This window comes from Clostridium yunnanense (assembly GCF_016595795.1).
GTDB classification, from domain to species: Bacteria; Bacillota; Clostridia; order Clostridiales; family Clostridiaceae; genus Clostridium_AR; species Clostridium_AR yunnanense.
The window spans coordinates 81,544-101,863 of record NZ_JAENHN010000026.1; the positions used below are offsets into that span (position 1 = coordinate 81,544).

General features: G+C 31.5%; 21 protein-coding genes. All 21 read left to right on the forward strand.

What is annotated here, in order from left to right:
- Positions 1-45: 45 nt before the first annotated feature.
- The 21 genes from JHL18_RS08415 (at position 46) to JHL18_RS08515 (ending at position 20,275) form a co-directional block, all read left to right on the forward strand.
- The gene (locus tag JHL18_RS08415; protein WP_200268085.1) at positions 46-810 is read left to right on the forward strand and encodes an isoprenyl transferase; all 765 of its coding nucleotides are present in this window, start codon (positions 46-48) and stop codon (positions 808-810) included.
- 13 nt (positions 811-823) lie between these two features.
- On the forward strand, positions 824-1,618 hold the full coding sequence (locus JHL18_RS08420) for a phosphatidate cytidylyltransferase (protein WP_200268087.1): 795 nt from the start codon (positions 824-826) through the stop codon (positions 1,616-1,618).
- Between the two features lie 381 nt (positions 1,619-1,999).
- The gene (locus JHL18_RS08425) at positions 2,000-2,971 is read left to right on the forward strand and encodes an AI-2E family transporter (protein WP_200268089.1); all 972 of its coding nucleotides are present in this window, start codon (positions 2,000-2,002) and stop codon (positions 2,969-2,971) included.
- Positions 2,968-4,122, forward strand: a complete 1,155-nt coding sequence (dxr, locus tag JHL18_RS08430) for a 1-deoxy-D-xylulose-5-phosphate reductoisomerase (protein WP_200268090.1) — start codon at positions 2,968-2,970, stop codon at positions 4,120-4,122. The genes JHL18_RS08425 and dxr overlap by 4 nt, the downstream gene beginning before the upstream one ends.
- Positions 4,123-4,133: 11 nt before the next feature.
- The gene (rseP, locus tag JHL18_RS08435) at positions 4,134-5,144 is read left to right on the forward strand and encodes an RIP metalloprotease RseP (protein ID WP_200268092.1); all 1,011 of its coding nucleotides are present in this window, start codon (positions 4,134-4,136) and stop codon (positions 5,142-5,144) included.
- Between the two features lie 11 nt (positions 5,145-5,155).
- Positions 5,156-6,205, forward strand: coding sequence for a flavodoxin-dependent (E)-4-hydroxy-3-methylbut-2-enyl-diphosphate synthase (ispG, locus tag JHL18_RS08440; RefSeq protein ID WP_200268094.1), 1,050 nt, complete (start codon positions 5,156-5,158; stop codon positions 6,203-6,205).
- A 459-nt stretch (positions 6,206-6,664) separates the two neighbouring features.
- The gene (gene rimP, locus JHL18_RS08445) at positions 6,665-7,126 is read left to right on the forward strand and encodes a ribosome maturation factor RimP (RefSeq protein WP_200268096.1); all 462 of its coding nucleotides are present in this window, start codon (positions 6,665-6,667) and stop codon (positions 7,124-7,126) included.
- 16 nt (positions 7,127-7,142) lie between these two features.
- Positions 7,143-8,189 carry a transcription termination factor NusA gene (gene nusA / locus JHL18_RS08450; protein WP_200268098.1) on the forward strand — a complete coding sequence of 349 codons (1,047 nt, stop codon included), beginning with the start codon at positions 7,143-7,145 and terminating at the stop codon, positions 8,187-8,189.
- A gap of 23 nt (positions 8,190-8,212) precedes the next feature.
- Complete coding sequence (gene rnpM, locus JHL18_RS08455; protein WP_183277398.1) at positions 8,213-8,479, forward strand: RNase P modulator RnpM; 267 nt, start codon at positions 8,213-8,215, stop codon at positions 8,477-8,479.
- Positions 8,472-8,777, forward strand: coding sequence for a ribosomal L7Ae/L30e/S12e/Gadd45 family protein (locus tag JHL18_RS08460; RefSeq protein WP_200268100.1), 306 nt, complete (start codon positions 8,472-8,474; stop codon positions 8,775-8,777). The genes rnpM and JHL18_RS08460 overlap by 8 nt, the downstream gene beginning before the upstream one ends.
- 32 nt (positions 8,778-8,809) lie before the next feature.
- Positions 8,810-10,903 (forward strand): translation initiation factor IF-2, encoded by a 2,094-nt coding sequence (gene infB, locus JHL18_RS08465; RefSeq protein ID WP_200268102.1) that lies wholly within the window; start codon positions 8,810-8,812, stop codon positions 10,901-10,903.
- A 14-nt stretch (positions 10,904-10,917) separates the two neighbouring features.
- The gene (gene rbfA / locus JHL18_RS08470; RefSeq protein ID WP_200268105.1) at positions 10,918-11,268 is read left to right on the forward strand and encodes a 30S ribosome-binding factor RbfA; all 351 of its coding nucleotides are present in this window, start codon (positions 10,918-10,920) and stop codon (positions 11,266-11,268) included.
- A 1-nt stretch (position 11,269) separates the two neighbouring features.
- A complete protein-coding gene (locus JHL18_RS08475; RefSeq protein WP_200268107.1) occupies positions 11,270-12,223 on the forward strand; it encodes a DHH family phosphoesterase in 954 nt (317 codons plus the stop codon).
- Positions 12,224-12,225: 2 nt separating this feature from the next.
- Positions 12,226-13,104 (forward strand): tRNA pseudouridine(55) synthase TruB, encoded by an 879-nt coding sequence (gene truB, locus JHL18_RS08480; protein WP_200268109.1) that lies wholly within the window; start codon positions 12,226-12,228, stop codon positions 13,102-13,104.
- Positions 13,105-13,114: 10 nt separating this feature from the next.
- A complete protein-coding gene (locus tag JHL18_RS08485; protein ID WP_200268134.1) occupies positions 13,115-14,044 on the forward strand; it encodes a bifunctional riboflavin kinase/FAD synthetase in 930 nt (309 codons plus the stop codon).
- Between the two features lie 120 nt (positions 14,045-14,164).
- Complete coding sequence (gene rpsO / locus JHL18_RS08490) at positions 14,165-14,428, forward strand: 30S ribosomal protein S15 (RefSeq protein WP_183277391.1); 264 nt, start codon at positions 14,165-14,167, stop codon at positions 14,426-14,428.
- Between the two features lie 84 nt (positions 14,429-14,512).
- Positions 14,513-16,636, forward strand: a complete 2,124-nt coding sequence (locus tag JHL18_RS08495; protein ID WP_200268136.1) for a polyribonucleotide nucleotidyltransferase — start codon at positions 14,513-14,515, stop codon at positions 16,634-16,636.
- A 53-nt stretch (positions 16,637-16,689) separates the two neighbouring features.
- A complete protein-coding gene (locus JHL18_RS08500; RefSeq protein ID WP_200268138.1) occupies positions 16,690-17,985 on the forward strand; it encodes a M16 family metallopeptidase in 1,296 nt (431 codons plus the stop codon).
- A 51-nt stretch (positions 17,986-18,036) separates the two neighbouring features.
- Positions 18,037-18,312, forward strand: a complete 276-nt coding sequence (locus JHL18_RS08505) for a YlmC/YmxH family sporulation protein (RefSeq protein ID WP_200268140.1) — start codon at positions 18,037-18,039, stop codon at positions 18,310-18,312.
- Positions 18,313-18,327: 15 nt separating this feature from the next.
- Positions 18,328-19,521 (forward strand): aspartate kinase, encoded by a 1,194-nt coding sequence (gene dapG, locus JHL18_RS08510; protein WP_200268142.1) that lies wholly within the window; start codon positions 18,328-18,330, stop codon positions 19,519-19,521.
- A 58-nt stretch (positions 19,522-19,579) separates the two neighbouring features.
- Positions 19,580-20,275 (forward strand): ClpP family protease, encoded by a 696-nt coding sequence (locus JHL18_RS08515; RefSeq protein ID WP_200268144.1) that lies wholly within the window; start codon positions 19,580-19,582, stop codon positions 20,273-20,275.
- Positions 20,276-20,320 lie beyond the last annotated feature (45 nt).

A 20,320-nucleotide genomic window follows, 5' to 3' on the forward strand; every position in this document is an offset into this window, starting at 1 on the left:
ATACTATTAATAATGTCATAAATCTTCTTATAGGAGTGTAAAAATATGTTTGACTTCTTAAAAAAGAGAAGCGCTATAAGTAATGATGAAAGTATAGATTTAAATTATGATAATATTCCGAAACATATAGCTATAATTATGGATGGAAATGGGAGATGGGCGAAGCAAAGAAATCTTCCAAGAACTCTAGGTCATAAGGCTGGTGTAGAAACTATCCGTAGAATTATTAAAGAATGTGACAAATTGGGCGTTAAGTATATAACGCTGTATGCTTTCTCTACAGAAAATTGGAAAAGACCGAAGGATGAAGTCAGTGCTTTAATGGATTTATTAGTTGAATACTTAAAGAAAGAGTTTGACGAACTTAATAAAAGCAACGTAGTTATCAATCATATAGGTGATATTTCCAAGCTACCTCAAAGATGTAGTAAGGAACTTATAAGTGCATACGAAAAAACCAAAGATAATACAGGTATAGTTATGAATCTTGCCTTGAATTATGGTGGAAGATCTGAAATAATAGATGGAATAAAAAAAATAGCACAGGATATAAAAGATGGAAAGCTAAAAATTGAAGACATTGATGAAGAAGTAATTTCATCTCATATGTATACCAAAGGTATGCCAGATCCAGATTTAATTATTAGACCAAGTGGAGAACAAAGATTAAGTAACTTTTTGCTTTGGCAATGTGCTTATTCGGAGTTTTGGTATTCCAATATAAATTGGCCTGATTTTTCAGAGTCAGATCTTCATAAAGCTATTTACGATTATCAGAATAGAGATAGAAGATTTGGCGGCATAAAATAACTGAGGTGATGTTATGAAATCAAACAATAGATATCTAGGTGCATTAATAATTGCCCCAATACTAATTTTTATATTTCTTGGTGGAGTATACTTGAAGTACTTCACAATTTTAATATCGATGATTGGTATGTACGAATTTTATAAAACGATGAAAGTTAAAGACTTTAACCCGATATGGCCAGTTGGATATATTCTCTTAATTTGCTATTACTTTATAAACGCAGATATAGAGAAGTTAGTGTACCTGCTGATAATAGCACTAATTATTTTATTTTGTATACCAGTTATTAATACAAAATATACATTTATAGATGTTTCGTTAACTATTCTAGGATTTCTATATGTAGGCGTTTTTTTCAGTTTTATTTATCTGATAAACGCTATGCCTAATGGTAAGTTTCTAGTATGGTTGATATTCTTAGCATCGTGGCTTTGTGATACCGTAGCTTACTATACAGGAAAATATTTAGGGAAAAGAAAGCTTTGCCCTAAAGTGAGTCCTAAGAAAACTATTGCTGGTTCTATAGGTGGATTATTTGGTAGCACTTTAGCCTTATCAGTTTATGGATATTTCATAAACTCTTTTATACATAATATACCTTTTTATCATTATATAATAATAGGACTATTATGTGGGGTGTTCTGTCAATTTGGAGATTTAATAGCATCCTCTATAAAGAGATATGTAGGCATAAAAGATTACAGCAATCTTATACCAGGTCATGGTGGAATACTTGATAGATTTGATAGTATATTATTTGCTTCAACTATAATATACATGTATCTTCACCTAGTATTATCTATATAATTTATATTATGTAAAGTTAACTAGATTTTAATAAAGATGAAATACTTCAATTTGCAAATGTAAATTTGACTACGAAGTGCTTCATTTATATGTATTTGAACTCATAATGCAGAAATGCACTATGAGTTTTTTTATTTCACTTATTTTTTATTAATATACTTGTATTCTTATTAATATAATTAACTAAAGTAATTATATAAATATAAATGCGCATATTTTAAATGAAGGATAAATTAGATCTTTATTTAAATTGCTAATTAGCATTTATATAAAGATATCGCTTCGTAATAGAATTTATATTTTTAAAAGATCTCACCAGAACCATTAGAGTCTTAAAATATATTACCATTCGTAGTTGTATATCTTTAGAAAGGAATGAAAATGTTAAAAGAATACGCGAAGTTAATTCAATTATTAATTTTATTGATTATAGTTTTACTAGTGTCATATCTAGTTAAAAATTATTTTAATCCATTCTTATATATTGTGGTTTTATACTTACTTGCAAAACCTTCACAAAAGTTTTTTTCAAAAGTTACAAAATCATTTAAATTATCAGCAGCTTTTAGTATAATTGTATTAAATTTACTTTTATTTATTATCATATTTTATTTGAGCAACAATATAATTCTGCTTTTTCAAAAATATGTTATTTTAAATATAGACAAGCTACGAGCTTTTTATGGTGATTTTATTAATTTAATTACAGTAAGTGGTAGTGGACATATATTTAATAATGGAAGTAATCTGATTGATAGCTCGATTATAAGAAAAGGCGCTGCATACACATCTGAAAGTATTGTATCATATGTTATTGCTAATATTTGTGTTTACTTTTTGCTCGTAGATGAGATTGTAATGAAGAGAGTTTTTTATTCGTTTTTACCAACCTCAGTAATAAATAATATAGGACAGTCTATTTTGAAGTTAAAAAAGCTAGCCGCTATTGAAATAATGCTTGCGTTAATTAGTACTTTGGAAACATTAATTGGCTTTATCTTTTTTAAAGTACCAGAGCCGTTTTTGTTAGCTATTATATGTGGAATGCTTGATATACTTCCTTATGTAGGAACAATTATTGTATTTATTCCACTAATAATATACAATATTGTATTAAAGGAGTATTTTATAGCTTTTGGATTGGTGGTATTATACATTTTAATTCAGATAAATAGAGAAATTCTTGAAACTAAATTTATTGGAGATAAACTAGATATTCATCCTATACTTGCACTTATCTCAATATATATAGGAATTCAACTATTTGGAATAATAGGTATCATATCAGGCCCACTATATATACTTCTAGCTAAAAACATAATAATCAGTTCAACTCAGGAGGAATTTACATGAAAAATATAGCTATATTAGGGGCAACTGGTTCTATAGGTACTCAAACCTTAGATGTATTAAGGTTCCATAAAGATGATTTTAAATTAATAGGAATAAGTGCAAATAGAAGTACTCAGAGTATCATGAATATAATAGATGAATTTTTGCCTAAGACTGTTGCTATGACGGATTTTGAAGCTTACAACATAATTTTGGATTATTGTACTAAAAAAGGGTATGATATAGAAGTAAACTTTGGTATTGAAGGACTGAATAAAGTTGCAACACATAGAGAAGTTGATATTGTTGTTACTTCAGTTGTTGGCATGATAGGATTAGAACCTACTTTAAACGCTATATGGGCAGGAAAAACTATAGCATTGGCAAATAAAGAAACTTTAGTAGTTGCCGGTGAATTAGTTATGTCAGAAGCGAGAAAGAACAATGTTAATATACTTCCAGTAGATTCAGAACATAGTGCAATCTTTCAAAGTCTTCAAGGGAATGATATGAACAGAATTGATAAAATATTACTTACTGCCTCTGGTGGACCTTTCAGAGGAAAAAAAGTAGATGATTTGAAGAGTGTTACTGTACAAGATGCATTAAAACATCCTAACTGGTCAATGGGACCTAAGATAACAATTGACTCTGCTACTCTTATGAATAAAGGATTAGAAGTAATAGAAGCACATTGGCTTTATAATTGTAGCTACGACAAAATTGAGGTGGTAATTCATCCTCAGTCAGTTATTCACTCTATGGTTCAATATGAAGATGGAGCTATAATAGCACAACTTGGAACTCCAGACATGAAACTTCCTATTCAATATGCATTAAATTACCCGATTAGGAAAAGCAATATTGGAGGTGCATTAGACTTTAAGACTTTGAGCACTTTAACATTTGAAACTCCAGATTTGCAAACCTTTAAATGTCTAGATCTTGCATTTAAAGCTGGGAAGCTTGGAAAGCTTATGCCTTGCATACTTAATGCTGCAAATGAAGCATGCGTAAGTTTGTTTTTGGATAGTAGAATTGAATTTTTAGAAATTGGAGATGTTGTTGAAGAATGTATGAATAAGTTCGACCACAACAAAGAAGTAACTTTAGAAAATGTAAATGCTACAGATAAAGAAGTAAGAGAATATGTATTTAAAAAGTATGAATAGGAGGAATTGCTGTGTATATAGTTTTTGCGGTTATTGCATTTAGTTTATTAATATTAATTCACGAACTGGGACATTTTACTTTAGCAAAGCTCAACGGGGTAAAGGTAGATGAATTTTCTATAGGAATGGGTCCTAAACTTTTTAGTATTAAAGGTAAAGAAACAGAATATATGATTAAGGCTCTACCTGTAGGTGGATATGTAAAAATGTATGGTGAAGAAGAAACCACTAATGATAATAGAGGATTCATGTCAAAGTCTCCACTTCAAAGAATTTCTATAATATTTGCTGGAGCATTTATGAATTATGTGCTAGCAATAGTTTTATTTAGTATTTTTACATTTAGCAATGGATATGCAATACCTGTTGTAAAGGATGTTGTAAAGGATTCTCCGGCGGCTAAAGCAGGATTAATGCAAGGTGACAAAATCACTAAAGTCAATAATTCTACAGTGCTTACTAAAGATGATTTAACATATGAGATAGCCATGTCAAAAGGTAATGCTGTAGATGTTCAATTAAAAAGAGGAAGTGAAACTAAGAACTTTAGTATAGTACCAACTAAAAATAGTGATGGAATTTTAATGATAGGTATAACTAATGATTTTGTTGAGAATCCTTCTATTATTCAAAGTGTTAAGTATAGCTTCAAGGGAACAGCTTCATGGGTTAAGCAAACATTTTCTGCTTTAAAGACAATTTTCACAGGCAAAGCTAACCTAAAAACTGATGTTGGTGGGCCGGTAACTATAGTTAAAATGACAGGGACTGCAGCTAAAAGTGGTATAGTAACTTTAATATGGTTTACAGCTTACTTAAGTGTTCAGCTTGCAGTATTTAATCTACTACCATTTCCAGCACTTGATGGAGGATGGATTATTATGTTATTATTTGAACTGATAACAAGAAAGAAAGTTCCTGATAAAGTTGTAGGTGCACTAAACTTTGTAGGATTTTCACTACTTATGCTGTTAATGCTTTTAGTAACAGTTAAGGATATATTGTTCCCAGTTAATTTGTAGGAGATGGTTTTATGGACAGAAAGCAAACAAAAAAAGTTAGAGTTGGAAGTGTATTTGTAGGTGGAGATTCGCCCGTATCAGTACAATCTATGACTAACACAGATACGAGAGATGTTAAAAGTACTATCGAACAGATAAAAAGGCTTGAAGAGGCTGGTTGCGATATAGTTAGATGTGCAGTGCCTGATATGGAAGCAGCAGCAGCTATTAAAGATATAGTTAAAGGTATTAATATTCCATTAGTAGCTGATATCCATTTTGATTATAGATTAGCATTAGAATCTATAAAAAATGGGGTTTCGGCACTAAGAATAAATCCTGGAAATATAGGAAATGCTGATAGAGTTAGACTCGTGGCTGAAGCTGCAAAATCAAGAGAAATTCCTATAAGAATTGGAGTTAATTCAGGATCCCTTGAAAAAGAATTACTAAAAAAATATGGGAGTCCAACTCCTGAGGCTTTAGTAGAAAGTGCTCTAGGACACGTAAAAATACTTGAAGAGATGAATTTTAATGATATAGTAATATCAATAAAATCAGCAGATGTCTTGAAGATGATTGATAGCTATAGACTTATGTCAGAGAAGGTTAATTATCCACTTCATCTAGGTGTTACAGAAGCCGGAACATTATGGAGAGGCACTATTAAATCAAGTATAGGTATTGGTACTTTGCTTTCTGAAGGAATCGGTGATACCATCAGAGTATCTTTGACAGGAGATCCTGTTGAAGAAATTAAAGTCGGACGTGAAATACTTAAAACTTTCGGATATGTTAAATCGGGAATACAGTTCATATCTTGTCCAACATGTGGAAGAACAAAAATCGACTTGATTAGTATAGCAGAACAAGTAGAGAGTAAGCTAGCATCTTGCAAGAAAGATATAAAAGTAGCTATAATGGGCTGTGTTGTTAATGGCCCTGGTGAAGCTCGAGAAGCCGATATTGGAATAGCCGGAGGAAATGGTGAAGGACTAATATTCAAAAAAGGCGAAATAGTTAGAAAGGTTGATGAAAAAGACCTAGTTAATGAATTGATTAAAGAGATTGAGAATTTTTAAAAGCGACTTAGTCGCTTTTTTAACTTTAAATAAAAATATATTCTTTTATAGACGTTAAACTTAGGTGTTTTAGCAGTTTTAGAAATTTTTATAGCTACATAGTAAAAAAAGATAAAACTTATTTGACTGTCAAGTTTTACTCATATACCTTAGGAAAGGGAGATACGAAAAAAACTCATAAATCCTTATATAATAATGAATGTTTTGGCTGAATGAAGTAATAAATTAGAATATTCATTTATGCTAATATAAATTAGTACTTGTAATCCAATAATTACTATGTTATGATTAGACTAGTAGATTATTTACAATAGAGCAAGATAAGAGTGGGCATAAAAGTCCGCTCTTTCTATTTGTAAACGCAACTTGTTGAAAGTTGCGTTTTTGCATAATAATCAATATAGATTTATTATCTGGGAATACTAATAAAAATTGCTAGGTGTTTAAAGGAGGATAGATATGAAAAAAGATGCACTTTTAGAAAATTTAAATAACCTTTGCAAGCCTGTTGTAGATGAACTTGGGTATGAACTTTATTACGTTGAGTTTGTAAAGGAAAACAACGAATACTACTTAAGGATATATATCGATAAGCCAGAAGGTATATCTCTAGCTGATTGTGAAAAAGTAAGTAGGACAATAAGTGATATACTGGATGATAAGGATCCTATAACAGATCCATATTATTTAGAAGTTTCTTCACCTGGACTTAATAGACAGTTATTTACCGAAGAGCACTATAAAAGATTTGTAGGCTCAGAGGTATTTATAAAATTCACTAAAAATGTAGATGGCAAAAAAAACATAAAAGGTATACTTGAAGAAGTAACAGATGAGGCACTAGTTATCGCAGAAAACAGTGAAAAGTTTACTGTTTCTAAAGATAAAATAAAGTCTGTAAACATCGAAGGGGAGATTTAGTAAGGAGGGTTAAAAAATGAATGAAGAATTTATAGGTGCATTGAAAGAGATTGTAAAAGAAAAGGGTATAAGTGAAGATCTTATATTTACAACCTTAGAAGATGCGCTTGTAGCTGCATATAAGAAGAATTATGCAAATTCGACTACTGCAGCCCAAAATGTAAGAGTAAGTATGAACAGGGAAACTGGCGAAATCCATGTTTATGCTCAAAAATCAATTGTGGATTTTGTTTATGACGAAGTTTCAGAAATATCAATTGATGAAGCAAAAGAGATTGATCCTAGATATGAAATAGATGATGTTGTTGAAATAGAAGTAACTCCAAGAAACTTTGGTAGAGTAGCAGCACAGCTTGCAAAACAAGTAGTAATCCAAAGAATTAAGGAAGCAGAAAGAAATATTATCTATAATGAATTCATTCAAAAAGAATTTGATATAATAACTGGAACAATAATTAGAAAAGATAAAGGCAATGTTTTTGTTGATTTAGGAAGAATAGAAGCAATTCTAGGACCTAATGAACAAATGGCTGGTGAGGAATATAATTTTAATGAAAAGTTAAAACTTTACATTGTAGAAGTAAAAAATACTTCAAAGGGTGCTCAAGTTTTAGTTTCAAGAACTCATCCAGGACTTGTAAAAAGACTTTTTGAGTTAGAAGTTCCTGAAATATTTGAAGGTGTAGTAGAAATTAAGAGTATTGCAAGAGAAGCAGGTTCAAGAACTAAGATTGCAGTAAATACAACTGATGAATCTGTTGATCCTATGGGAGCTTGTGTTGGACCAAAAGGTTCAAGAGTTCAAAATATTGTTAATGAGTTAAAAAATGAAAAAATTGATATCATCAAATGGAGTAAATTACCTGAAGAATATATAGCTAACGCTTTAAGCCCAGCTAAAGTTTTAGATGTTACAATTGATGAAGATAATAAATCTGCTAAGGTAGTTGTAGATGATAATCAATTGTCACTTGCTATAGGTAAGGAAGGCCAAAATGTAAGATTAGCTGCTAAACTTACTGGCTGGAAGATTGATATTAAAAGCAAGTCTCAGACTGAATAGTTCTGAAGCTTGGAGGTGCTACAATGAAACCAAAAAAAATTCCAATGAGAATGTGCACAGGTTGCATGGAAATGAAACCTAAAAAAGAACTCATAAGGATTGTTAAAAGTCCAGAGGGTGTTGTATCAGTTGATTTGACAGGTAAAAAATCCGGTAGAGGAGCTTATATCTGTAAAAGTGTTGAATGCTTAGATAAAGCATTTAAAGCAAAAAGACTTAATAAAAATCTTGAAACAACAATCGATGAGAATATTTATAATAACTTAAAGGATGAAATTGTAAATGGTTAATAAGTTTCTTCAGTTTTTAGGACTAGTAAAAAAATCCGGGAACTTAATTGAAGGTTACAATAAATGTGAAGAAATATTAAAGAAGAAAAAGATTTATTTGTTTATATTCTCAACTGAGCTTTCACCTAAAAGTAAGGATATGTTTATGCGATATTGCATAGAAAAAAATATTCCTACAATTGATGTTTTCTCTAAAGAAGACTTAGGACTTAGCTTAGGAAGAAGTGAGATTAATGTATTAGCTGTTATTGAACAAAATATGGCTAAGAAATTAATTCAAATTCAAGAGAATATTTGATAAATCCAACGAATTTTGTCGGGGGTGAATCTATGTCAAAAATTAGAGTATATGAATTAGCAAAAGAATTAAATGTAGCAAGTAAGGATCTTATCGCTTTGCTTATGGATGAATTTAGCATAGAAGTTAAGAATCATATGAGTGTTATAGAAGACGAAGATGCAGAACTTATTAAAGAACTACTAGCAGGTAGTGATCACACTATAATTCCAGCAGGTTCGGATGACGATGATGAGGAAGTTTCTAAAACTATCGTAGATGAATATGAGGAAATGGTTGCTGAAGAAGTTAATAATGTTGCTAAAAAGAGAAAGAAAAAGAAATCAGATGATGAAGATGCAAACGATGAAGATGGTGTTGCTGAATTAGATGGCGGTACTATTGAAATCAGCGATACAATAACAGTTAAGGAATTAGCTGAAAAGTTAAATAAACCTGGTGCTGATGTAATAAAGACTTTAATCTTCACTGGTGTTATGGCTGCTATAAACCAAGAAATAGATTTTGCTACAGCTGAAAAAGCTGCAGAAAAGTATGGAGTTTCAGTTATAAAGAAAACAGAAGAAGCTACTTTAGAAATATTTGAAGAGGAAACTGAAGATGGTGAAAACCTTGAAAACAGACCTCCAATTATAACAGTAATGGGTCACGTTGACCATGGTAAGACTTCTTTACTTGATGCTATAAGAAAAGCAAAAGTAACTGAATCTGAAGCTGGAGGTATAACTCAGCACATAGGTGCTTATACTGTTAATGTTAACGATCAAAAGATAACATTCTTAGACACTCCAGGACATGAGGCATTTACAGCAATGAGAGCTCGTGGTGCTCAAATTACTGATATAGTTATCCTTGTTGTAGCTGCAGATGATGGTATAATGCCACAAACAGTTGAAGCTATAAATCACTGTAAAGCTGCAAATGTACCAATGGTTGTAGCTATAAATAAGATGGATAGACCAGGAGCTAATATAGAAAGAGTTAAACAAGAACTTACAGAGTACGGTCTTGTATCAGAAGATTGGGGCGGAGATGTTATATGCGTTCCTGTTTCTGCGAAAACTCGTGAAGGTATAGACACTCTTCTAGAAATGGTAGTTTTAACAGCAGAAATGCTTGAACTTCAAGCTAATCCAGCAAGAAGAGCTAAGGGAACTGTTGTTGAAGCTAAGCTTGATAAAGGTAGAGGAGCTGTTGCATCATTACTTATCGGTAATGGAACACTTCATTCTGGAGATTCAATTGTAGTAGGTTCAACTTATGGAAGAATCAGAGCTATGTTTGATGATAAGGGTAAAAAGATTAAGTTAGCAGGACCTTCAATACCAGTAGAAGTTCTTGGACTATCTGATGTTCCTTCAGCAGGTGACAGATTTATAGTAGTAAAAGATGAAAAGACTGCTAGACAAATGGCAGAATCCAGAAGAGAAAAGAATCGTGAAGAAAGCTTTAATAACTCAAATAGAGTTTCTCTTGAAGATTTATACAGCCAAATAAGAGAAGGAAAAGTAAAGGAACTTGCTATAATAGTAAAAGCTGACGTTCAAGGTTCGGTTGAAGCTATAAGATCATCATTAGAAAAGTTATCTACTGAGGACGTTAGAGTAAGAGTAATCCATGGTGCAGTTGGAGCAATAACTGAAACAGACATAACTCTTGCAACAGCTTCTAATGCTATTGTTATAGGATTTAACGTAAGACCAGATAACAATGCAGTAAGTATAGCAGAAAAAGAAAATGTTGATATTAAAACATACAGAATTATCTATGATGCTATCGAAGATATAAAATCAGCTATGATAGGTATGCTTGAACCTGAATATAAAGAAGTTATACTTGGTAGAGCTGAGATAAGACAGACATATAAGATTTCTAATGTTGGAACTATTGCTGGATCTTACGTATTAGACGGTAAGATGGTAAGAAATTCTGAAGTTAGAATAATAAGAGACGGCATAGTTATACTTGAAGGTAAGCTTTCATCATTAAAGAGATTTAAAGATGATGTTAAGGAAGTTAATACAGGATACGAATGTGGATTAAGTTTCGAAAAGTTTAATGATATCAAAGAAGGCGATATCGTTGAAGCCTTTACTATGCAAGCAATTGAAAGAAAAGAACTTTAAAAGAGGTGATTTTCATGCCTAACTATAGAGGCGGAAGAATAAATGAAGAAGTAAAAAAAGAAGTAAGCGATATAATAAGAAACAGTATAAAAGATCCTAGACTTACTGCTATGATAAGTGTAACTGATGCAGTAGTAACAAAGGATTTAAGATATGCTAATATCTATATTAGTATATTTAGTTTAAGTGAAGAGGAAAAGGCTAGTACTTTTAGTGCTTTAAAGAGTTCTAGTAGCTTTGTTCGTAAAGAATTAGGTCATAGAATTAATTTAAGACATACACCTGAAGTATTATTTCAGTTAGATGAGTCTATTGAAAAAGGAATGCATATAGATTCTCTTTTAGAGAAGATAAAGGAGAAATAGAATGACACTACATGAAATTGCTAATAAGATTTTACCGATGAATAAAATAGGTATTACATTTCATGTTTCTCCTGATGGTGATGCAGCTGGTAGCGTATTGTCATTATATCAAGCCTTAAAAAAAATTGGTAAGGAAGCTTATATGATATCGAAAGATACGATATCATATAATTTAAGCTTCCTTCCTTTTTCAAATGAGCTTAATGGAGAATGTGTAAGTCCTAAAGAAGACTGTGATTGTGTAATAATACTTGATTGTGGAAATAAAGAGAGAATTTCAGCAGATTTAGAAGGATTTAAAGGTACTATTATAAATATAGATCATCATTTATCAAATGATCTTTATGGTGATTTAAATTTTATAGATGTTACTGCCTCTGCAACAGCAGAAATAGTATATAGTCTTATAAAGTTATTAAATGCTGAAATTGATAGTGATATAGCAAAGTGTCTTTACACCGCCCTAGTTACAGATACAGGGTCTTTTAGACATTCAAATGCTACTCCAACTACTCATGCTATTGCATCTGAACTTCTAAAATTTAATATAAATCATTCAGATATCCATAGTAATATATTTGATAATAAACCTTTCGAAAAGCTGAAACTTATAGGGCATGTATTAGGAAATGCAGAGCTTATATATGAAGGAAAGCTTGCTGTTATGGAAATAACTAGGGATACAATTAATAGATTAAATATGGTTTTAGATGATTCTTCAGACATAATCTCTCAAGGACTTCAAATCAGAGGTGTTGAGGGAGCAGTATTATTTAGAGAAGTTGAAGATGGTGTTAAAGTAAGCCTAAGATCTAAAAAATACTTAAATGTTAATAAAGTTGCTTCAGTTTTTGGTGGAGGCGGTCATGTGAGAGCTTCTGGAATTACTATGAAAAACATATCCTTAAACGAAGCTAAAAATTTAGTTTTAAATCAAATAAAAGAAGAGATATAGATATGAATGGTGTAATTAATATAAATAAAAGCACAGGTATGACTTCTTTTGATGTAGTTAGAAAAGTTAGATTTTTAACTAAGGAAAAGAAAGTTGGACATACAGGAACCCTTGATCCTGAAGCTTCAGGGGTTCTTCCTGTTTGTATGGGAAAAGCAACTAAAATAATTGATTATATAATGGAAAATCAAAAATCATACAAAGTCAGTTTTCAGTTAGGAATAGTAACTGATACATATGACTTAGAAGGAACTGTTATTAAAACTTCAGAGACAGACCATATAAAAAATGAAGATGTTTTAAAAGTAATATCTAAATTTATTGGTTTAATAGATCAAGTTCCTCCTATGTATTCTGCACTTAAGGTTAATGGAAAAAGACTATATGAACTTGCTAGGCAGGGAAAAGAGATTGAAAGAGAGGCAAGAAAGATTAACATATATTCTATAGATAATATAGAGATAAATCTTCCTTTTGTCACTATGGATGTTACCTGCTCTAAGGGAACATATATTAGAAGCTTATGCTTCGATATAGGAAACGAGTTAAATGTAGGTGCAACTATGACTGCTTTGTGTAGAACTAGAAATGGATTTTTCACATTAAGTAATAGCGTTAAGTTAGAAGATTTAAATGAATCGAATATAAGTGAATTTATTATATCAATTGAAGATGCATTGAAGTTTTATGACAGTATTAACGTAAATGAAAAATTTTCTAAGTTATTAATTAATGGTGTAAGAGTGAGTGATAGAACAATGATTAGAGATGAACTTGATTTTCAAAAACTTTATAAAGTGTATGATAATAAAGGATCTCTAATTGGACTTGGCAAGATGAATAGGGATGGCTTTAAGTTGGAAAAATTATTATTAGATTAGAGGTACAAAGATGATAATTATTGATGAAAATAGCAAAATCTCTTTACAAAAAAGTTCTTTTATAGCTCTAGGTAGTTTCGATGGCTTGCATTTAGGACATTTGAGTTTGATAAACAAAACTCTGGAACTAGCTAAGAAAAATAGCTGTTCTAGCATGGTTTTTACTTTTAAAAACCATCCGTTAACTGTAGTTAATAAAGATAGAGCTCCTAAACTGCTACTTGATAACACAACAAAACTCGAGATTCTTGAAGAACTAGGCGTTGATATTGCTTGTCTTGTAAATTTTAATGAAGACTTTATGAAGATTGAGCCTGAAGCATTTATAGAAATGCTTTTAAGAAAATATAATGCTAAAGGGATAATTGTTGGATTTAATTATAGATTTGGCTATAAAAATAAAGGTGACATAAATCTTCTAAAAGCTCTAAGTGAAAAGTATGGATTTGAACTGCATATTATGGGGGCTTTGATGAATGAAGAAAATATAATAAGCAGTACAAAGATAAGAAACCTTCTAATTGATGGAGATTTGGATGGTGCTAATGCACTACTTACTAGACCATATATTCTTAGAGGCATAGTTGTGAAAGGAAAACAGCTAGGAAGAACACTAGGATTTCCTACTGCTAATACTGAGGTTGACGCAAGCTCAGTTCTTCCTAAAATAGGAGTTTATTATACAAATACAGTTTATAAGAGTAAGTTATATAAAAGTATTACATCTATTGGTTATAATCCTACGGTAAATGGGAAGAATATAACTATAGAGACCTATATATTAAATTTTAATAAAAATATTTATGGCGATGAATTAAAAGTTTATTTTCTTGAAAGAATAAGAAATGAAGAAAAGTTCAATAGCCTAAAGGAGTTACAGCAGCAACTAATTAGTGATAAAGCTTTTGCTGAATCAAGAAAAAACCTAAGTGGATTGTAAAAAAATTCATTTACAATAAAATTCAGTTCTGCTATAATACCTTTGAGAACCTAATCCTAAGATAAAAGGTTTGCCATCTTTTTTCATGGAACTAGGGGATAATTTTGGAGGTGTTTACACATGGATAAGGCAAGAAAACAAGAAATTATAGTTAAGTACGCAAGACATGAAGGAGATACTGGTTCACCAGAAGTGCAAATAGCACTACTTACTGAAAGAATCAACTATCTTACTGAACATTTAAAGGTTCATAAGAAAGATCACCATTCAAGAAGAGGTCTTCTAATGATGGTTGGACAAAGAAGAGGTCTTTTAAACTACCTATCTTCTCAAGATATCGAAAGATATAGAGCAATAATAGGACAATTAGGTATAAGAGGTTAATCTGAAAAGAGCGGTTATACCGCTCTATTATTTTATCAACTAAAGTAAAGTTTTACATAAGTAACCGAAAGGAGGTAATAACACATGAATCATTTTCATGAAACCACTGTAGCTGGTAGAAAAATGAAAGTAGAATTTGGAAAGTTAGGAATGCTTTCAGATACTGCTATATTAATGAGCTATGGTGACACAGTAATATTAACAAACGCTAATGCTTCAGAATCACCAAGAGAGGGGATTGATTTCTTTCCTCTAAGTGTTGAATATGAAGAAAGATTATATGCAGTAGGAAAAATACCTGGAGGATTTATCAAGAGAGAGGGTAGACCTTCAGAAAAAGCAATTCTAAATGGAAGAGCTGTCGATAGACCGCTTAGACCACTTTTCCCTAAAGGATATAGAAATGACGTACAAGTAGTTTGTACAGTAGTTTCTGTAGAAAATGATAACCTTCCAGAAATTCTTGCGATAAATGCAGCATCCACTGCTCTTTGTCTATCAAGTATCCCATTCACCACTCCAGTAGCCGCAGTACAAGTAGGTTTAATCGGTGATGAATTTATATTAAATCCAACATCAAAACAAAGAGAAGAAATGATACTTGCTTTAACAGTATGTGCTACAAAAGATAGAGTTATGATGATTGAAGCTGGTGGTCACGAGATACCAGAAGAAACTATGATAAATGCTATTACTTTTGGATTTGAAGCATGTAAAGATATAGTTGCTTTCCAAGAAGAAGCAATGAAAGCTTTTGGAAAAGAGAAAAAGGAACCTTTAATATACAAGGTTGATGCAGAACTAGAAAAAACAGTTCGCGAATATTCCTTTGAAATTATTAAAAAAGCTATGTATATTATCGATAAGAATGAAAGAAATGAAGAAATGGATGAAGTTAAGAAGAGTGTAGTACAACACTTTGCTGATATATATCCAGATAACATGTCTGACGTTAATGACGTTGTATACAGAATTCAAAAAGAAATCGTAAGAGATATGCTTTTACATGAAAGAAGACGTCCTGATGGAAGAGCTTTTGACGAAGTTAGACCAATAAACTGTGAAGTAGGAGTTTTACCAAGAACTCATGGAACAGGTATATTTACAAGAGGACTTACACAAGTTATGACTGTAGCAACTTTAGGTGCTATAGGAGATGTTCAAATTCTAGATGGAATTGGTGAAGAAGTATCTAAGAGATATATGCATCACTACAACTTCCCATCATACAGTGTTGGTGAAGTTAGACCTTTAAGAGGACCAGGTAGAAGAGAAATTGGTCATGGTGCATTAGCTGAAAGAGCTCTTGAACCACTTATACCATCAGAAGAAGAATTTCCATACACTATAAGACTTGTATCTGAAGTATTAAGCTCAAATGGTTCTACATCACAAGCATCAGTTTGTGGATCAACTTTAGCGTTATTAGATGCAGGAGTTCCAATTAAAAGACCAGCTGCTGGTATAGCAATGGGATTAATAACTTCTGAAGATTTATCAGAAGAAGAAGTTCTAACTGATATACAAGGAATAGAAGACTTCTTTGGAGATATGGACTTTAAGGTAGCAGGTACTGAAAAAGGAATAACTTCTATACAAGTTGACACAAAGATAGCTGGATTATCAGAGTATTGTATAAGAACTGCTATATATGATGCAAGAAAAGCAAGACTTGGCATACTTGATAAGATTAAAGAATGTATACCAGATGCTAGAAAAGAAGTTTCATTATATGCTCCTAAGACTTCAACAATACAAATTGATCCTGATAAGATAAGAGATGTAATCGGTGCTGGTGGAAAGATAATAAATAAGATTATAGCTGATACTGGTGTTAAGATTGACATTAAGGATGACGGAAAGATATTTGTTTCATCTTCAGATCATTCAGGAGTTAATGAAGCCTTAAAGATAATAGATGGACTTACTCGTGAAGTAAAATCAGGAGAGATATACTTAGGTAAAGTAGTTAAAATCGCTCAATTTGGTGCATTTGTTGAAATATTACCAAACAAAGAAGGTTTAGTTCATATATCTAAACTTGATGTAGCTAGAGTAAATAAAGTTGAAGATATTGTATCTGTAGGAGATGAAATACTTGTTAAGGTTACCGATATAGATAACCAAGGTAGAATCAACCTATCTAGAAAAGATGCGATTGCTGAAACACAGGAAGACAAATCAAAAGAAGATAAATCAAAAGAATAACGATGAAAGGGCAACTTAAAAATTGCCTTTTTATTTTTTAAGGAGGTATTTTTATGTATAACCTATACACATTACCAAATGGTTTAAGAGTTGTCACAGAATACATAGATCATGTTGACTCTATAAGCATAGGATTACATGTAGAAAATGGGTCAAGAAATGAAGATTTACATAATAATGGTATCTCACACTTTATAGAACACATGATGTTTAAAGGTACAAAAAACAGAAATGCAAAACAAATAGCTGAAGATATAGAAAATGTGGGTGGACAAATAAACGCTTATACAAGCAAGGAGTCTACCTGTTATTACTTTAAAGCTCTTTCAACTCATGCTAGATTATGCTTAGAAGTATTGTCTGATATGATGTTTAATTCTAATTTTGCTGAAGAAGATATACAAAAGGAACAAGGTGTAGTTGTAGAAGAGATAAATATGGGCGAGGATACTCCAGAGGATGTATTGTCAGATATACACGCAAAGGCAGCTTTTGAAGAGGACTCTTTAGCATATCCGATTCTTGGAACTCCTGAAACTGTAAGGTCCTTCAACAAAGAAACTATAACTAATTATGTTAACTCTCACTATACACCTAAAAATTCAGTTTTGTCTATCTGTGGTAAATTTGAATATAAAGAGCTTATAAAACTTGTAGAAAATTATTTTGGTGGTTGGAAATCTGAAAGAGAGATAATAACAGATTATTCTACTCCAGAGCTTAAAAATAATTTCGTAAGCTCTGATAAGGATATTGAACAACTTCACATAAATTTAGGACTTAAAGGAGTTCCAATTGGAGACGATAACGGATATAATTTAATAGTTCTAAATAATATTTTAGGTGGAGGTGCATCTTCACTGCTATTCCAAAAGATTCGTGAAGAAATGGGTGTATGCTATTCAGTTTATTCATATCCTCTTTCTTATAAGAATACTGGAATGTTAAATATTTATGTAGGACTTAATCCCGTATATGCAGAAGAAACACTGCTTGCTATAAATGAGGAATTAGAGCTTTTTATTTCTAAAGGAATCACTAAAGAACAACTAAATATAAACAAAGAAAAGATTAAAGCAGGTTATGTTTTAGGACTAGAGAGTACTAGTAGCAGAATGTTTAGCAATGGTAAATCTGTATTATTTTTAAATAAATTAAATAAACCTGAAGATATAATAAATAAAATAGACAGAATTAATTTTGATACTGTTCACACCATGCTTGAACAATGCTTTAAACCTGGAATACTTAATGGTGCTTTTGTTGGAAAAGAAATTAATTTAGATGCTTTGTCCACGCTAGCACAAAAAGATGTAGTTGCATACACTAACAGTGAAGGAAATATATAAGCATAAAATCCTCCTTGGTATCATACTTTGATGTTAAGGAGGTGTATTACAATGAGTGACAATGTAAAATATTTATCTGAAATGGAACGTTATGAAATCATAAACGTAAATGATGGCGAAAAGTATAATTCTTTATCAAGCAATGATATAGTTATAGACGATGAGGGAAGACTTAAATTTCTCATCATAAATGTTAATATGTCAAAGTTTAGCCTATTTGGAGGAGACGAATTTCTAGAGATTTCTTGGGATTATGTAAAGAAAATAGGTGCAAAAACAATAATACTTGACGTCGAAGAGGAAATGATTAAAAGAACAAAGCTTTAACAAAGGAGTGATATTTTGAAAATCATCATACAAAAGTTTGGTGGAACTTCAGTATCTACATCTGAGAGAAGAGAACAGGTAATTGAAAAAGTTAAAGAAGCAATAAACAATGGTTATTCGCCAGTAGTTGTAGTTTCTGCTATGGGAAGGAAGGGAGAACCGTATGCAACAGATACACTTCTTTCACTTTTAAATAGTGATTTTAAAAAATCAAACAAGCATGCAACTGATCTTTTAATGTGCTGTGGTGAAATAATTAGTTCTACAGTTCTTTGCCAAGAACTATATATGAACAATATTAAGGCCATGCCTTTGACTGGAGGACAAGCTGGTATTGTAACTAATAGTGATTTTTCCAATGCGCGCTTATTAGATGTAGATACAAAGAGAATAATACACCTGTTGAACGAAGGAATAGTACCAGTAGTATGCGGATTTCAAGGTACTGATGGAGAAGGGAATTTTACAACTCTCGGAAGAGGTGGTAGTGATACTACAGCATCAATATTAGGTGTAGCTTTAAAAAGTGAGCAAATCGAAATATTTACTGATGTAGATGGGATAATGACAGCTGATCCAAGAATAGTAGAAGATGCAAATCTAATTGATAAAATAAGTTATAATGAAGTGTTCCAGTTTGCTGATCAAGGTGCAAAGGTTATTCATCCTAGAGCTGTAGAGATTGCTATGAGAGGAAATATACCTCTTGTAATAAGAAATACAATGTCTAAAAGCAAAGGTACTGTTATAGACAATGTGGGTGATAACAGTGATCCACGTATCTTAACTGGCATAACTCATATGTCAGGTAGAATTCAAGTAACTGTAACTGATTTAGAAAATAAAGATAAAATTGAATATAGAAAAGTATTAGATACTTTAGCTGAAAATAAAATAAGCTTAGATTTAATTAATATATTTCCAAAAGAAAAAATATTTACGATTGACTCAGAAGATTTGTTGAAATTAGAATCGGTATTGAAAGGCGAAAATATTATATACAGTTTAGTTAAAGACTGTAGTAAGGTTTCTTTAATTGGGTCAAGAATGAAAGGTATTCCTGGAGTAATGGCTAAGATAATAAGAACTTTAGATGACAATAATATTGAGGTTCTTCAAACGGCTGATTCTCATACTACAATATGGTGCTTAATACATTCCTTCGATGTAGAAAAAGCAATTAATGTACTTCACAAAGCTTTTATGTAATACATTGAATAATAGATTGTTCTCTTGTGCAAAATAGTAAAGTACAGGAGGAATGATTATGAACGATGAACTAAAAAAAGATGAAACAAAACAAGATGATAAAATCGAGGCAATAAAAGAACTTGGAAATTTAAATTCTGCTCAAGAAACACAACAAAGAATTCATATATTATCTATAATTGGTCAGATTGAAGGTCATGGTGTTTTGCCACCACAAACTAAAACTACTAAGTATGAGCATGTAATACCTCAATTGATAGAGATGGAACAAAATGAAAAGGTAGAAGGTATATTAACTATTTTAAACACTGTTGGTGGTGACGTAGAAGCAGGACTCGCCATTTCAGAGATGCTAAGAAGTTTAAGTAAGCCTACAGTATCGCTAGTAATAGGCGGAGGACACTCTATCGGAGTTCCTTTAGCTACTGCATCTGATTATTCGTTTATATCCCCTTCTGCTACCATGATATTGCATCCAATAAGGATGAATGGATTAGTACTCGGGGTTCCTCAGACTTTTAAATATTTTAATAAAATGCAGGAACGTATAAATGAATTTATAATTAGAACTTCTAAAATAAACAAGGAAACCCTAAAAACCTTAATGCTTCAAACTGATGAGCTATTAAATGATATGGGAACTATTTTAGTAGGAAAAGAAGCTGTAGAATATGGACTTATAGATGAAGTAGGTGGAATCAAAGAAGCACTTGCTAAACTGAATTCAATGATAGATAGTGTAAATAAACCATAGGATCTTCCTATGGTTTATTTACGGTTTTTGGAGGAAATTAAATCT